Annotated in this window: 9 protein-coding genes; 5 read left to right on the top strand and 4 right to left on the bottom strand. The window is 41.0% G+C overall.

The features are described 5' to 3' along the window. Window position 1: 1 nt before the first annotated feature. Genes AAGC65_RS08055 through AAGC65_RS08065 form a run of 3 tightly spaced genes read right to left on the bottom strand, consistent with a single transcriptional unit; the run spans window position 2 to window position 5,571 of the window. A complete protein-coding gene (locus AAGC65_RS08055; protein ID WP_343111921.1) occupies window positions 2-1,408 on the bottom strand; it encodes a sugar porter family MFS transporter in 1,407 nt (468 codons plus the stop codon). 29 nt (window positions 1,409-1,437) lie between these two features. Continuing rightward, window positions 1,438-3,768, bottom strand: a complete 2,331-nt coding sequence (locus tag AAGC65_RS08060) for a GH92 family glycosyl hydrolase (RefSeq protein ID WP_343111922.1) — start codon at window positions 3,766-3,768, stop codon at window positions 1,438-1,440. Window positions 3,769-3,777: 9 nt separating this feature from the next. After that, the gene (locus tag AAGC65_RS08065; protein ID WP_343111923.1) at window positions 3,778-5,571 is read right to left on the bottom strand and encodes a class I mannose-6-phosphate isomerase; all 1,794 of its coding nucleotides are present in this window, start codon (window positions 5,569-5,571) and stop codon (window positions 3,778-3,780) included. A gap of 300 nt (window positions 5,572-5,871) precedes the next feature. Between AAGC65_RS08065 and AAGC65_RS08070 the strand changes: the two genes are divergently transcribed. After that, a complete protein-coding gene (locus tag AAGC65_RS08070; protein ID WP_343111924.1) occupies window positions 5,872-6,603 on the top strand; it encodes a GntR family transcriptional regulator in 732 nt (243 codons plus the stop codon). Between the two features lie 23 nt (window positions 6,604-6,626). On the opposite strand, the gene AAGC65_RS08075 is transcribed toward AAGC65_RS08070, so the two are convergent. Beyond that, complete coding sequence (locus AAGC65_RS08075) at window positions 6,627-8,174, bottom strand: sulfatase (protein WP_343111925.1); 1,548 nt, start codon at window positions 8,172-8,174, stop codon at window positions 6,627-6,629. A 540-nt stretch (window positions 8,175-8,714) separates the two neighbouring features. Between AAGC65_RS08075 and AAGC65_RS08080 the strand changes: the two genes are divergently transcribed. The 4 genes from AAGC65_RS08080 to AAGC65_RS08095 all read left to right on the top strand — a co-directional run bounded on the left by AAGC65_RS08080 (window position 8,715) and on the right by AAGC65_RS08095 (window position 17,691). After that, window positions 8,715-11,987, top strand: a complete 3,273-nt coding sequence (locus AAGC65_RS08080; RefSeq protein WP_343111926.1) for a TonB-dependent receptor — start codon at window positions 8,715-8,717, stop codon at window positions 11,985-11,987. A gap of 12 nt (window positions 11,988-11,999) precedes the next feature. Continuing rightward, a complete protein-coding gene (locus tag AAGC65_RS08085; RefSeq protein ID WP_343111927.1) occupies window positions 12,000-13,934 on the top strand; it encodes a RagB/SusD family nutrient uptake outer membrane protein in 1,935 nt (644 codons plus the stop codon). Between the two features lie 10 nt (window positions 13,935-13,944). Then, a complete protein-coding gene (locus AAGC65_RS08090; RefSeq protein ID WP_343111928.1) occupies window positions 13,945-14,697 on the top strand; it encodes a DUF3823 domain-containing protein in 753 nt (250 codons plus the stop codon). 81 nt (window positions 14,698-14,778) lie between these two features. Beyond that, the gene (locus AAGC65_RS08095) at window positions 14,779-17,691 is read left to right on the top strand and encodes a glycoside hydrolase family 38 C-terminal domain-containing protein (protein WP_343111929.1); all 2,913 of its coding nucleotides are present in this window, start codon (window positions 14,779-14,781) and stop codon (window positions 17,689-17,691) included. Window positions 17,692-17,708 lie beyond the last annotated feature (17 nt).

Below are 17,708 nucleotides of genomic sequence, written 5' to 3' on the forward strand. Positions count from 1 at the left end.
GTTAATGAAGAGTTATGTGTTTATCATCATGTTGCTGGCTGCTTGCATCAATGCCTTTTTCTTTCCAGTAGTTTTCAATGTGCTCCAGCGATTTGCCCTTGGTTTCGGGCAGTAGTTTGTATACAACGATGTAGGCTACCACACAAAAGAACGCGAAGAACCAAAAGGTACCGGCACTGCCAAAGCCATCTAATAGTATAGGAGTTAACTGCCCTACTATGGCATCGGCCACCCACATTACCATGATACTAATGGCCAGAGCCCTTCCACGTATAGCGTTAGGAAATATCTCTGATGCCACTACAAACTTCAGCGGTCCTATTGAAAAGGCAAAAAAAGCAAGGAAAGAAAGCACACAAATGAGCAACCACATACTTGCGGTTGCACCTGTATAAAAACAAATACCAGTTGCAATAAGTGTTATGGCAGCCCCAGCCGTGCCATACAAATACAACGGACGTCGTCCCCAGCTATCAACTTTCCAAATAGCGATAAGGGTAAACAACATATTGGCCACACCAAATATGATCTGGCTGATCAATGAATTACTTAACGAGATACCGGCATTACTTAAAATACTCGGGCCATAATAAATAATAGCGTTTATACCACTAAACTGCGAGAACAGCGGTAACAGAATACCTATAAGCAAAGCCTTCCGCATGCCGGGTGCAAACAGCTCTTTGTATGAACCCTGGTGTACTTCAGCTGCTTTTTCCTGTGCAATATCCTGTTCAGTATTGCCGGTTAAACGAGCGTTGATGTCAGCAGCTTCTGCGTTACGTCCTTTTTGTATCAGCCACCTTGGGCTTTCGGGGACGGCAAACAAGCCCAATAAAAATAACAAGGCTGGGATGGCACCTAAACCCAGCATGGCCCGCCATATTTCCTGCTGAAAAAAGCTTTCACCAGGCGAATGAGCAACATAACTAACCAAGCCAGCGTTGGTAAGGTAGGCCACCAGGATACCCAATGTTACGGCAAACTGATAATAAGTAACCAACCTGCCCCTGATATTTGCCGGTGCAATTTCTGAAATGTAAAGTGGTACTACGTTTGATGCTATACCAATACCTACACCACCCAGCAAACGTGCTGCAATTACCCAAAACAGCGAAGGCATAAACGCGCAGCCCAAAGCAGAAAGCAGGAACAATGCTGCTGATAGCAACAAAGGAACCTTTCGGCCCAGGCGATCACTTACTTCACCTGAGAATGCTACCCCTATAATGCAACCCACTAAGCCCGATGATACAAACCATCCTTCCTGGGCCGCAGTTAAATGAAACTGCTTTGCAAGCAGTGGTAATACTCCGGATACAACAGCGATGTCAAACCCGAACAAAAAACCACCGAGAGAAGCCACAAGGGTAATGGTACTCAATCTCAATTTTTTAACTTCTTTCATAATTATATTAGGTAATTGGTTAATGTTGGTTATTTGGTTGCTGCCGACATTGATGGAGGCGCGTCACCAGGTTTACTGCCCCAGTTAACATTTGGTTTCGGCCCCATAACTAAAACCAGTTTACCACCGTTTACAACATCCTGATGATAGATCCAAGGCTTTGTAAGCGGTTTGCCATTAAATGTTGCCGACTGAACATACCTGTTTAAATCAGATGTATTTTGTGCCTCAATAGTAAAGTTTCCGCCTTTGTAGTATTTTGGATCTAAAGCTATAGTTACTTTATCAAAAACAGGGCTTCCTATCTCATAAAAAGGTTTGGTTGATGCCCCACCATCAGTTTCAAACAATCCCATTGCCGACATTACATACCAAGCCCCCATCTGGCCTTCGTCCTCATCACCTAACCAGCCATGATATGGCGTAGAACCATAATATTTATTCATGATCTCACGTGTCCAGTTTTGTGTAAGCCAGGGTTTACCTGAATAATTGAACAACCAGGCAGCCTGCATATTTGGCTGATTACCATGATTTATGGGTACCAGATCATAAAGATCGCCATCAGCATTAAAATCATATTTGGCTGATTTTTCAAAACCTTCATTTAAACGGTTATTAAATTCGTCTTTACCTACCCTGTTAATGATGCCCTGAACATCATGCGGATTGAAGAAAGTATATTGCCATGCATTACCTTCCAGGTATCCCGGGCCGTTAAATGCGGTACAGCAATACGGCGACCAATCCTTAACCCAACTACCGTCACGGTTTTTCATACGTACATATTTTACCTGTGGGTCAAATACATTTTTGTAATTATCTGCCCGTTTCATCAACATCTTGTACTCGGCAGTTTTGCCTAATGCCTTGCAAAATTGCGCCACACACCAATCGTCATAAGCATATTCTAAAGTATTGGATACCTGGCCTTCTTCATTTGGTACGTATCCTAATTTAAGATATGATTCATAGTATTTATTCCCTGCAAATCCATTTTCAGGAGTTTTCACGCCAGGCGTTGTTTGCTGGTGCATCATAGCTTCAAAAGCCAGTTTTGAATCAAAATCTCGGATACCTTTCTGGTAAGCGCTTGTAATAAGCGCAATCTCATGTGAAGCTTCCATAATGCCTGAATACTCGATACCTGCCGGGCCTTTGGGCAACCATCCACCGGTTCTGTAAATTTCAAGAAACGATTTGCTCCAGTTGCTGGCAACATCAGGGTTTACCAATGTCCATAACTGGTTCAAGTTCCAAAATGTGTTCCAAAAAGCATCCGAACCCAATATAGGTGTCTTAGGATCAACCTGTCTTTCAATTTCATTAGGATCTATGTATTTACCGTTCACATCGCTCCAGGTAGTACGGGCCACATATGAGCGGTAAAGGTTAGTGTAGAATTTCTTTTTATTTTCTTCGGTGCTGCCTTCAATTTTTATTTTGCCCAAAAGGTTGCTCCAAACATTTCTGGCATTTTCATGAACAGCGTTAAAGTCCCATTTAAAAGGATCCATTTCTGTTTTCAGGTTTAAGCGTGCCTGATCAATGCTCACCAATGAAATGGCGCTTTGCATCTGGATAACTTCACCTTTCTTGGCTTTAAAATCGGCAAACGCACCTAATTTTCCTTTGCCAATAACTTCTTTAACATCTTTAAGCACCTTATTGCCTACCCAGCCGCCAAAACCTTCAATCGGTTTGTCAAAACGCACAACAAAGTGAACGGTATATTCCTGCCAGCTCCATTTTTGTTTGGAATAACCTTCTATTTCGGTATCGCTTACTTTGGTAAACTTAGCATCCAATATTTCGGCTGTGTTTTCAAACGGGATATCGAGATCAAGTAAAATATGGGCATCCTCATCTGTAGGATAGCTAAACTTAAAAAAACCTGCACGGGTTGTAGTAGTTATTTCTGTGGTGATATCACCGTTCATCAATTTTACCGCATAATAACCCGGGCTTGCTTTTTCAGTTTCTTTATAAATACGTGAACGATAACCGGTTGTCCAGCCTGTTGTTGGGCCATCAGCCGGGCCGCGGCGAGTATTCAAAACACCAACAGTTGGCATCACAGAAAGCCCTGCCATTGTCCAGGAATGGATATGGCTAAAACCACCGATATTATTTAAAGTATATTCATAACCAGATTTCCATACACCACCCTGGTTATCAGGCCCCAGCTGTACCATTCCAAATGGCATGGTAGCGTAAGGACCAAGCATCCAGCGCGACTCGGAACTACCCAGCAACGGGTCGGCATAATCAATTGGTTGTTTTTGCTGTGCATTTGATACAAGCGCAACACCGCTAAGCATCAATGCAATGAACGTTTTTTTTATGGAAGATATCATCATGATTTAAGTTTATGCTTTTAAAAATGCTTTTACTACTTTAGCACGCACAGTGCCTTTGTTGATAAGCGTATATGATTTAGCTGCTGCCGGCACAACAAATGTTTCTGCGTAGCGATAAACAGTTTCTGTACCATTATTTGCTTTAACAACAAGCTCCGTTCCCTCAACCATCATCAGAACGTGGCACGACCCTTTGGTTTCAACAGTAATGGATGAATCAAATTCCAGCCTATGTACATCATAAAAATGATCTGCGTGGGTTGGTACATGGATAATTTCCCAATCGGCACCTTTTTGTATACTGTTTTGTTTGGAGATCAGTTCATCGGTAACCTTTTGTCCTTTACGTTCAAAATTAAGGTTGTTAAAAGCATGATCGATATTTATGGCGCGCGGCTCACCGTTAAGATCAAGCCTTAACCAATCATACATTTTAAAGGTAAAAATATAAGGCGTAGCGCTTATTTCGAGTACCAGGTTACCTGCCCCCGCACTATGCACAGTACCATTAGGTATCAGGAAAAGATCATGCTTACTGGCCTCATGCGATTGTACATATTGGGTAATGTCTAACTTTACTCCATTTTTTTGGCTATTCTCAAGTTGCTCTTTAAATTCCACAGGATCAATATTATCCTGAAAACCCAGATAAACATTAGCATCCTGTTGGCAGTCCAAAATGTAATAAGTTTCATCCTGGGTGATGCGCTCACCAAATTGTTCCTGAATGTATTTTAATTTAGGATGGCACTGTATTGATAAGTTGCCACCATCCCAGGTATCCAGAAAGTCGAACCGGATAGGGAACTCATCACCAAATTTTTCCGCGAAATCACCGAGAACCGCGTCCCTTTCCTGAAACATCAGAAAATCAAATGAAACCTCCAGCAAGTTGCTATCACTTTCAAAAACAAGCCCATTTTCCGGAACTATCAATTCAAATGACCACGCTAAGTTAACATCATCTTTATTCAAACCCTCAATGCGCTCTTTCATCCATTGACCACCCCATGCTCCCGGCTCAAACCATGGCCGTACCCTAAAATCTGTTTGGCTGATGTTATGGAGGGCTTCATTAAAATATTTAGCCGGCATCCAGTTTATGGTTTCATTCCATTGGGCATCTGCAACTACTGCTATTTTGTTAAGAATATGCTTTTTGTATTCATTTAAAACCACCCAGTCAACAAAGTAAAAGCGTTTGTACATTTCGCTGTTGATGTCCGGTTTATTTGTGCCCAAGTTAATCGCTGTACCCGCACGCATACGTAACTGTAGTTCATTTTTTGGTAAATCGAGGTATACTATGTGAGCATCAGTTGTTATAAGAGAGGCGCCTATTCCTATTACAATAGTTACATCATATTCGGCATTAGCTGTGATTTGCTCAAAATCGTAAAAATCAGCAAGGTTCAGATCAGTACGTTTACCCCAAACAGAACCAGGTGTACCCAGGTAAGGCTTTACTAATTCTTCTATTTCATCGGGCGACTTTAAATACTCACTGCTTTCGATCCAGCAAACAGATAATTGCATCTTTGTAAATTCAGTCTCCAGATAATCCCTCACTTCATCCCAAAACACACCTATGTAACCGTCAATTGCTACATATTTACATCCGGCTATCCAGTTTGCCAATGATTCATATCCATTGTATATTTTTCCCTGGCCAATAGATTGATGAGGATATAAATTATAGCCCTGAGGCAAAATAGCGCTGGCTTTAGCCGGCATTAAAGGTTGTTTACCTTTTCTCCAGTTTGTTTTTGTTTTGTTATTTAGCGGATTTAAGCTTATGTTCATATAAATTATATTGTACTATATCACAAAGTTTTGCTTCTTACTCCTTTACTGCCGTGTATGATAGTATGGCTATTACGTAAATTGCACGTAAGTATTATAACTGATTGTTTAGAAAATGACTATTTGCGATAAATTTATTATGTACAAACATATTAACATAATAAACATAATCAAAACATTTTTTAATTTTGCTAAATTACGTTTCATTAATTCTTTGTTGATACAAATCTAAAACCATAAACATAAACTAACCAATATCACTTGCGCGGATTGTTTTCAATTCGTTTTAAGCAGAAAACCATGAAGTTATCAATAGACCATAAAAGCCCTATTCCCCTGCACCTGCAAGCAGAAGAGCTTTTACGCAACATCATTACCGACCCTCAGTATGCCGATGGTAAGCTATTACCCAATGAGGTTGATTTGGCCAAGCAGCTGGCCATATCGCGTACTACATTACGGCAAGCTCTTAACAAACTGGTTTATGAAGGCCTCCTGATCCGAAAAAAAGGAATAGGCACAAAGGTGGCAGGCTCGCCGGTAAGTTCAAAATCAAACAACTGGCTGAGCTTCTCTCAGGAAATGAATGCACGCGGCATCCCGATCCGTAATTTTGAACTCCACATCAGCTGGGTTAATCCTGAAGAGCCAATAGCCAATTTTTTCGAGATCAATATCGCCAAAAAGGTATTAAAACTGGAGCGGTTAAGAGGTGGTACCGATGGCCCTTTTGTATACTTTGTATCTTACTTTCACCCGCGTGTCGGCCTTACCGGCGACGAAGATTTCAAACGCCCTTTATATGAGATACTGGAAAAGGAACATTCTATTATAGTTGATCTTTCTAAAGAGGAAATAAGCGCTAAAGTGGCTGATAAATTTATTGCCACCAAACTGGAGATTGAACCCGGCAGTCCTATCCTTTTTAGAAAAAGATATGTTTACGACCAAGGCGACAGACCGATAGAATTTAATACCGGCTACTACAAAGCTGACAACTTTATTTATACTATAGAAAGCAGAAGGGAATAACCCCTTCCCGCTTTCTGTTTTAATTACTTGGTCACTTCATCCTTGTACTTAATTTGCAATGCTGTAATATGTTGTTTGAGCATTGCAATTATACTCTGATAAGCCGGGTTATTATATCCATTTTTCATTTCGTGAGGATCTTTTTTCAGATCATAAAACTCCCAGTCGTCTATAGGATCATAAAAATGCATCAACTTATATTGTTTAGTGCGAATACCATAATGAGCTGTGAGATTAAATGATTTTTCATAGTAATGATAATAGATCTCATCACGCCATTTTTTTTCCAGATGTTGTCCTGTCAACAAAGGCTTCATGGTTTCGCCCTGCATATCACCAGGAACTTTGATGCCCGCTAAGTCCAACAAGGTTGGTGCAATATCAAGATTTAACACATACTGACTAAGCTTTTTACCCGATTTAACTACTCCAGGAAAACGGATCATCATTGGTGTACGGAACGACTCTTCATACATAAAACGCTTATCGTATAAACCGTGCTCACCAAGATAAAATCCCTGATCAGACATATAAACCACAATTGTATTTTTGGCCAAACCTGTTTTGTCAAGATAATCAAGCACCCGGCCAATATTATCATCAAGCGACAAAACACAGCGTAAATAATCCTCCATAAAGCGCTGATACTGAAATCGTGTTACTTCATCGGTGGTGTGCAACTTTTTAAATTTTTCATATTCTATCCGAAACTGCTTATCCCATACAACACGCTCTACAGGCGTTAAACCAGCAAGTTCTTTTTCATATTCTCCCGGAGCCCAATTATTAATTTTTGTAACCGGACAGGTATCACATGGAATTTTACTATCATAACGAATATCCATATCATTTTTAATAGTAATGCTTTGACGTTTAAGCGCTGGTCTGCTGGCATAATCATCATAAAAATTATCAGGCAGCGGAAACTTAACATCATTAAATTTATCAAGGTATTTAAGTGGCGGCATAGCATTACGATGAGGCGCTTTATGATGTAGCATCAAAAAGAAAGGCTTATTTTTATTTTCACCGATCCAGTTGATTGCCATATCGGTAATTATATCGGTTACATAACCTTTGTAGGTTGTATCCTTACCCATTTTTATAAATTGAGGCGCGTAATAATGTCCCTGATCTGGTAAAATATTCCAGTAATCAAACCCCGTGGGTTTACTGAACAAATGCCACTTGCCTACAATAGCGGTATTATAACCATACTGCTTAAATATTTTAGGTAATGTTTGCTGCGCGCCGTTAAAATATGTGCCATTATCTTTCATTCCATTGATGTGCGAATATTTTCCGGTAAGTATAACAGCTCTGCTGGGGCTGCATACGGAGTTGGTAACGTAAGCATCTTTCATCAATACACCCTCTTTAGCGATACGGTCAATATTAGGTGTTTTTATCAGTTTAGATCCGTAAGCACTTATAGCCCGATAAGCGTGATCATCTGCCATGATGAAAATAACATTAGCCCGCTTTGTTTGATTGCCTCCAGGCTGTTGAGCGCTGCAAATAGCACTCAAGAGCAAGAAGATAAGACCAATTAAAAATCTCTCTGGTTTCATAAGTTAAGGTATAAGATGACAATTATAATGATTTTATGTATATACATTATTACAATAATTTAATTTAAGCTTAACAATGCTTATTTATTTTTGACGAAATAATCACCAATACCTGTCTTATAGGTTATTATATAGTACGAATTTTACCTGTAACAGAAGTATACTTATAAAAATCTCCAATAAATATTAAGTCAATAAACAAAAAACACGAAAAAAATTTTGATTTCTAAAAATATTTATATGTTTGTACATACTAACATATAAACCTATGCTTTGATCTATCTCCCCTGCTAATTATGATCAAAGAAAACCTATTGTACTAACAACCAAATTCTTTAATAAAAAAAGAATGCACAGCTACATTATGCTGGGTTATAAAACAATCCATTAACCAAACTTATATCATGAAAAATCCAAATTAAACACTAACCATCACAACTATTTGATCAAATCTCCGGGAGTTATCTGATCAGATCTTCATCTATTTCAAAACTCAATTTTCATAACCTATTACCAAAACAATCTGAGTTACCATTATTTATGAGACTTTTTTTATACCACAGCATTACAAAAACATGCTTTGCACGCTGTAAAGCATTGTTATTGTACCTTTCGGTTTCCCGAAAAGCAGAAGGAGGCCCCCTCACAGCTAAAAGCAGCAAAAAATCAGCGTTAACCAACTCATCTGGATCTTACCGATGGCAGGCATTTTCATTAAAGCCCCTTGCAACCAGCTTGATCCTGATTTTAATTGCTACCGCAACATTTGCACAAACAGCAATAAAAGGTACCGTAACCGATGAAAAAGGTGCTACTTTACCCGGCACAAGCGTTGTTATTAAAGGCACCACTACAGGTACCATGACCAATGTAAATGGTAAATACACCATTAACGCGGCACCTGGTCAAACACTTGTTTTCACCATGCTTGGTTATGACCGCCAGGAAATTAAAGTGGCTGCCGACGAGATCAATGTAAACCTTAACCCTACCGCTTCGGCATTAAACGAAGTTGTAGTTGTAGGTTACAGCAAACAAAAACGCGCATCACTCACAACCGCGGTATCAACTGTAAGTGGTTCAGACATACTTACCACCAAAAACGAGAATGTACTTAATTCCATAGCCGGTAAAGTACCGGGATTACGTGTTGTTCAAAACAGTGCCGAGCCTGGCGACTTTAATAACTCATTTGATATTCGCGGCATGGGTACGCCCCTGCTTGTTGTAGATGGTGTACCCAGAACCGACATTATGCGTATTGACCCGAATGATATTGAAAGTATTTCGGTACTGAAAGATGCATCGGCAGCAGTTTATGGGGTACGTGCCGCTAACGGGGTAATTTTAGTTACCACTAAAAGAGGTAAAAAAGGTACACTTGAGCTTAATTTCAACAGTACTTATGGCTACCAGCTCCCTATCAGATTCCCATCAACTGTGGGGGTAGCCGATTGGATGATCCTTAACAACGAGAAGAACATGCACAATGTTAACGGCGGCTCGCGCATTTACTCCGATGCAGACATTGAAGCTTACCAAAATGGCACCAAGAAAGGCTATAACTGGTACGATGCCGTTGTTAAAAAATCGGCTCCGCAAACACAGCAAAATCTTACCGCTACCGGTGGAAATGAAAACAGCAATTACTTTTTAAGCTTAGGATACACCGGTCAGGATGGTATTTTAAAAAGTAATGATCTGTATTACAAACGCTATAACCTGCGCTCAAATATTACTACTAAGGTTACCAAAAACTTAACCTTTGATTTAAATATAGCCGGCATCATGGAGGAAAAGAACATGCCTTATAACGCTCCGTACTGGTCTTTCAGGAGTTTATGGTATGTACCACCTATTACTCCAATTTATGCTAATGATAACCCAAACTATCTGAATAACGTGGCCAACGTTGTAAACCCATTGGCTTTAACATCAAGTGATGTAAATGGCTACCAGATACTGAATAACAAGTATTTTCAGTCTTCAGCAAGCTTAACTTATAACATCCCTGGTGTTAAAGGCTTAAGTGCAAAAGCCTTGTATAGCTATGATGTTAATATTACCGATAATAAGAAATACATGGAAGCCTTTAACCTGTATTCCTACAATGCCACTACAAATGCCTATGCCGCCTCTCCTCAGCAAACACCTGGTACTGTGCGCAGGGAGTTTTATGGTTACCCGACAAGTTTAAGCCAAGTATCACTAAACTATTCCCGAACATTTGGTGGGAACAACATCAGCGGCCTGGTTCTTTATGAAACCAACGATCGCTATGGTGATAACTTTTTCGCACAAAGAGAAGTGTCCATCGCGGTAGACCAGTTACTTGCCGGTAACACACTTAACCAGCAGGGCAACATGTCCGCATCGGCCAATGCATTATACCATTATGCCAATGCGGGTTTGGTAGGTTCATTTAACTACGATTACAAATCAAAATACTTTGCCGGTTTTAGCTTTAGGTATGATGGTTCCTCGCGCTTTGGCGCTGCCAAACGTTGGGGTTTATTCCCGGTAGGTTCTGTAGGCTGGCGTTTATCTGAAGAAGATTTCTGGAAAGATTCCGCACTTTCATTCATAGATAACTTTAAGCTCAGGGCATCGTATGGTAAAACCGGAGACGATTCAGCATCAAGCTACCAGTTTATAAGCGGTTACACCTATCCGGCCGGTGGTTCGGGCATGGGCTTACCTGCGGGTGGTGTGTTTGATGGCACATTTGTAAACTCATCTGTAAGTAAAGGCATACCTAATCCTGAAATTACCTGGTATACCTCAAAGACATTAGATATTGGTACGGATATCGAGGTAATAAGAGGTTTATTTGGGGTAACATTTGACTGGTACCGTCGCGACCGTACAGGTTTGCTTGCTACACAATTATTAACCTTACCTGATGTAGTTGGTGCCAACCTGCCTCAGCAAAATTTAAATGGCGATCGTGCACAAGGTTTTGATTTTGAGGTTAGTCACCGTAATACCATTGGCAAGTTTGCTTATAACGTTCGGGGCACATTTGGTTACACCCGCATTATGAACACTACACGTGTGCAGGCCAAAGCGGGCAACTCTTACTTGAACTGGATAAACAGCACCTATACCGCCAACCGTTACAACAATATTTACTGGGGATATGGATCAGCCGGACAGTTTGAAAACTGGCAAGCTATTGAAAACAGTGGTATATATGTAAACAGAAATACCGTAGTTGGTGATTATCGCTACCAGGATTGGAACGGCGATGGCCAGATTGGCGTTGATGACAGCCACCCTATTGCATCAACCGGCTTACCATTGATAACTTTCGGTTTAAACATTGGTGCTTCATACAAAAGCTTTGACTTAAACCTGTTGTTCCAGGGAGCGGCCATGTCATATGCCAGCTATCTTGAACAACTGAACACACCTCTTTGGGCTGGCGGCGGCGCTTTAACTCAATTTTTAGACAGGTACCACCCTGCAGATCCTAATGCCAATCCTTATGATCCAAATACAGTTTGGGTTCCTGGTCATTTTGCATATACCGGTACTGTACCTTTCACTAACACCTTGGCAAACCTGCAAAATGCTACTTATGTAAGGTTAAAAAGTGCCGAACTGGGTTATACCCTGCCTAACAACTGGGTATCAAAAATAGGTATCAAGGGTGTAAGGGTATTTGTAAACGGATATAACCTGTTAACCTTTACAGGTCTGTTATATATGGACCCTGAACACCCTTCTGCCACATCAGCCATTGATCAGCAATTCGGGTACATCTATCCGCTTGACAGAATACTGCAGTTTGGTGTCAATGTTAAACTCTAACGCTTAAATACAATGAAAAGAAAGATATATATATTACTTATCATGCTGGTTGCCATAGCACCATCATGTAAGAAAAACCTGGATATACCACCGATGAACATCGTTTCTGATGCCGATATTTTTGGCAGCATTAGTGGTGTAGAATCATACATGGCACGTATGTACAGCGAATTACCCATGGAGGATTTTAAATGGTCGCCTACAGGTACATTCAACACTTATTACTTTGGTTCCCCAGCTCAGATCACTGGTGAAGCATTAAGCCGCGATCCTCAACCACTAACTGAAAACAATCCTGAAACCTCAAGCATTAAAACGCTTTGGGCCAACTCATACATCCTTATTCGGGAGGCCAATTATTTCATGGCGACGTTACCCAATTATGCAAGCAATTTTGGAGACGCCCAGGTTACCTCATGGTTGGCCGAAGCACGCTTTATTCGTGCAGCTACTTATTTTGCATTGGTTAAACGCTACGGCGGCGTACCATTGGTTGACAAATTATTAACTCAGCCCGGACAAAGTATAGATGATATTACCAAGAATATTGATGATTTGATGGTACCGCGTGCCTCAGAAGCCGGCATATACGATTTCATTGGCACCGATCTGGATGAGGCTTACAATAAATTACCAGAAACTAATAAGGCCGGCAGAGCCAACAAGTATGCTGCCGCTGCTTTAAAATCAAGAGCAATGTTGTATGCAGGTTCTATAGCTAAATATAATACCATCGCATTAAGTTCAGGCTCGGCCCTGGTTTGCGGAATCCCTACAAGCAAAGCGATAACTTATTTTAAAGCTGCTTACGATGCTGCTAATTTGCTGAACGGTAAATACAGTCTGTATTTGAAAAACTGGGCAGCAGGCGATAAAACCGCACAATATACCAACTTTGTAAATACATTTATTGACGCTACAAGCCCTGAAAATATCTTTATAAGACAATACAAATTTCCGGATGCTGTGCACTGGTACGATGTAAACAACGTTCCCCGCCAGATATCTACATCGGTGTCATCTGAAACAAGCCCTACATTAAACTTTGTTGAGATGTTTGAGGGCATGCCTAAAAATGACGACGGAACTATCAAAACTGTAGACGCGTCGGGCAAATATATTCTCTACGATAATGTTACCGACTTATTTGCAAACGCCGAACCCCGTTTACGTGCGACTGTGATTCTCCCAGGCGATGCGTTTAGTAATGTAAACATTGATATACGCCGCGGCATTTATACTGGCAGTACTTCAGGTGGTATCAACAAATTAGTTCCCTTCGGCTCAACAGCAGCCTATCCTACTGCAACAGTTGTATCGTCACCATCAAGTACACAAACACCTTACACCCTACCTAACGGAACTAAAATGAACCCTGCCGGCCTTAGTGGCTATTTTACTAACACCAGTGGTTCAGCAGGTTCTATATCAGGCTTTTTAGTGCGAAAATATCTCGTTCCCAACAAACCGGTAGCTGAAATAGCCAATAACCACTCAGATCAATCATGGATTGAACTACGCTATGCCGAAGTATTGTTAAATAAAGCCGAAGCTGCTTATGAGCTTAATACGCTTGGTCAGACAGGTACTTATACAGCCGATGCTTTATCAATAATCAACCAGATCCGGAGCCGGGCAGGTGCAAGCACGTTAACATCTATTTCAAGCATTAATGATATCCGTATGGAAAGAAGAAAAGAGCTTGCCTTTGAAAATAAAACCTATTGGGATCTTAAACGCTGGCGCATTTTTGATAAAGAGCAAAACGGCACTACCTGGCGCGTACTTAATCCTTTTTACACAGCCGAAACAGGTAAGTATTTCTTTGATCCTCGTCTGGACGAACGCAATACCCGTTTCACCTTTGACCCGAAATGGTACTATGAGGAAATACCTGCAAGCGTGATCAGCAAAAGCCCTAACATCATTCAAAACCCTGGTTATTAATATTTAAAACATGAAACGCAAAATATATTACTTAGCATTAGCATTAACAGCAGCAGTTATTAGTTCATGCAATAAATTAGATAATTATGCTCCTCCATCTGAAACCTTGAAAGGCAGAATACTTGATGCCAATACCGGCAGCCCGGTACAAAGTGAGGTATCTGGTGATAATGGTTCGGGAACCCGTATTAAATTATTGGAAATAAGCTGGAGCGCCAACCCAACTCCACTTTATCTGGCCACCAAACAAGATGGTACCTACAGCAATACCAAAGTATTTGCCGCCACCTATAAAATGACGGCCGAAGGTGCTTTTGTACCAATGGTGCAAACTAATGTTGACCAAAGCAAAACAGTTGAGGTTAAGGGCGGCACCACTACCGTGGACTTTACAGTTTCACCTTTTTTGGAAGTTCAATGGGTAAGCGGACCTACTTTAAACGCCGATGGAACAGTTAGCGCCCAGGTTAAGGTAACCCGTGGTACAACCAACACAGCTTTCCAACAGGAAATTACCGATCTGTGGTTGTTTGTTAGCCCTACCCAATATTGCGGTAATAATAATTACGACAACAGATATGCCCAACATATCACCTACACCGGCCTTACTGGTAATGACATCATTGGACAAACGATTACCCTTAAAACTACAGGCGGCGCATTGCCTACCAAACGTGATTGGTATTTCAGGATTGGTACCCGTATTAATTACGGTACTAAACAGTACAATTATAATGAGCCTAAAGTTTTGACCATTCCATAACCTAAGGGCAGGAGGGCATTTTGTCCTCCTGCCTTATATTTAGTTTACACCAGCCCCAACCGCGGCTGTTAATATGATGTAATGAAATCATTTTTTATCAAGGCTTTGGGTATTATTTCCATTGCTTTAACTCCCTGTATTGTATCAGCTCAAAAACAAGATATTGCAACCTCAAAAGGTGCTCCTAAAGTACCATTTGAATGTTCGGTACAGCCATACTATAAATTTCGCACGGATAAAAAGGCCGGCCGCTCGGTAATACTCCATTTTGGCGATACTCAGTTAACCGGCAAAGCCATTGTTAAAGTAGAATGCAATGGTGTTACGGAAGAAACCGTTTTTAACGATCTTAAAAATGCTTCGGAGTTATCCATATTACTACCTGCCGGAGCAGGGCTCAGCGGAGATTGCCAGGCACGAATTACAGTAACTTCTTCACAGGCAAATTATTACAAAGCAATCATGGTACCTGCTATGCGCGAGTGGACAATATACATTTACCCGCACTCACATGTAGACATTGGCTATACCAACACCCAGGAATTTGTTCGCCAATTGCATATGCGCAATATTGACGTAGCAATTGACATCGCTAAAAAAACACAAAACTATCCGGAAGGTAGTCGTTTTGTGTGGAATCCGGAAGCTATTTGGGTAACCCAAAACTATTTAAAAGAGGCCACGCCCGAGAAGAAACAAAAGTTTATTGAAGGTGTACGAAAAGGCTGGATATCCTTAGATGGTGATTTTGGCAACATCAATACCAGCGCCTGTACCGATGAAGAATTGTTAAGGCTGTTTCACGATTCAAAAGCCATTCAACAAACCACAGGCGTGCCTATTAAAACTATGGTTCAGATGGATGTGGCTGGCTCTTCATGGGGAATAACCCAGACGGCATTCCAGAACGGTATCCATGCCTTTATCGACTTCCCTAATATCGGCGCGATCAGGCAACCTTGGGAGCATCGCCCATTCTACTGGGTGTCTCCGGATGGGAAGTCAAAAATTCTTTATCTTCAGGCATTGCCGTATGGATATGGCTGGGAAATAAAGGGAACAAAACAAGGCTTGTTTAAAACCCAGGGTAATGACCCTAAGTTGCGTTATATGTCAACAGCTAACCCCTCTGCTAACTTTATAAACCCTGTTATACTGCGTGAGCTTTCCATGCTCGAAGCCCGGCATTCAGCTTATAACATAGCAGTATTACCCTGGGCTTTGGCCGATAATTCATTAATTGATGCCGACCTGCCCGATGCCGTGCGTACCTGGAATGAAAATTACGCATGGCCGAAGCTCATCATCGCTGGCTCACAAAAGATTATTAACGATTTTGAACATAGGTTCGGCTCCATCATCCCTCAAATAAAAGGTGATTATACCGAGTACTGGACAGACGGATTGGGCTCAGATGCCAAACGTATTGGCTTATACCGCCAGGCTAATGAAAATATTGTTCAGGCCGAAACCTTATGGTCAATGCTTAATCCTAAAGCACCTTCGCCACGCAAACTCATTGACAGTGCCTGGGAAAACTGTTTATTAGGAGCTGAACATACCTGGGGGTACCAGGACCCGAAAGCTCCTTTAGCTAACCAAATTGAAGCAACCAAAGCCGGCTATTTTGAAAATGCTTATACAGGTAGTCAGGATCTGATAAAAGCGGCTTTTAAATCTATTGAAAAACCTCAAAGTAATAAGATTGCCGTATTTAATACCCTCTCCTGGGCTCGAAGCGGTTTAGTTACGTTAAGCAGGGAACAATCTGTTACAGGTGAGCGTGTTACAGACAAACTGGGCCATGAGGTACCATCGCAAAGATTATCTACCGGTGAACTTGTTTTTATGGCCGATAATATCCCAGCTTTAGGTTCGGCTACATTCACTATTGTTAAGGGTGATGCATCTAATTTCAAGGGTTGCTCTATCAATCGCAATACAATTTCAAACGGCATACTTTCTGTAACAATTGATCCAAATAGCGGAGACATCGTTAATCTTATAAACGAGAAAAATAAACAAGAGTATGTAGATCAAAAGTCGCCGCATCATATTAATAGTTACTATTATTCTTTAAGTCAGGATACCTCAAATAAGGCGTTCAGTCCTACGGATGTAGTATTAAAAATAAAAGAGAATGGACCTTTAGTATCATCTATAATAGTTGAATCAAAGGCCGAGGGCTGCAAATGGCTTAACCGTGAGGTAAAGCTTATTTATAACCAACCCTGGATTGACCTTACTAATACTTTCGATAAAATAAGTACCCGAACAAAGGAAGATATCAATTTTGGATTTGCCTTTAACATTCCAAACCCTACTACACGCATAGATATCCCCTGGGGTTTAATGATACCTGAATATGATCAAATAGACGGAGCTAATAAAAACTGGTTAACCATGCAACGCTGGGTTGATGTTTCGAACACACAAACCGGTGTTACCTGGACCGCGATTGAAGCCCCCCTAATTGAGCTGGGCGGCATGACGGCAAATCATCAGTCTGGAGGCGCTTATGGTTCAAAAAACTGGTATAAAACTATGGAACAAACACAGCCGCTGTTCTCTTGGGTATTAAACAACCACTGGGGTACCAACTTTACGCTGGAACAAGGCGGCATAATGAGTTTTCATTACGGCATCAGGCCACATGGCAGTTATGATGCAAGCCTGGCAAACCGCTTTGGCATGGAGCAAAACCGGCCGTTACTTGCGGTAGCCGTAGATAAAGAGCCCGCTATTACAATGCCGGTAAAAATTGGCAATCCGATGGTGTTTTTATCAAATTTAAAAGAGAGTGATGATGGTAAAGGCTGGGTGCTCCGCGTTCGCTCAATATCCGATAAACCGGAGAAAGTTTTAATAACCTGGCCTCAAGATAAAGCATCCTCAATATACCAATGCCTTGCCAACGAAGTTTTAGGTAACAAAGTTAGTAGCGACCTTACTATACTACCTTATGGTACACTTAGTTACTATATTAAAAAATGATGCATACTTAAATACAA

This window comes from Mucilaginibacter sp. (assembly GCF_039207105.1).
Classification (GTDB): domain Bacteria; phylum Bacteroidota; class Bacteroidia; order Sphingobacteriales; family Sphingobacteriaceae; genus Mucilaginibacter.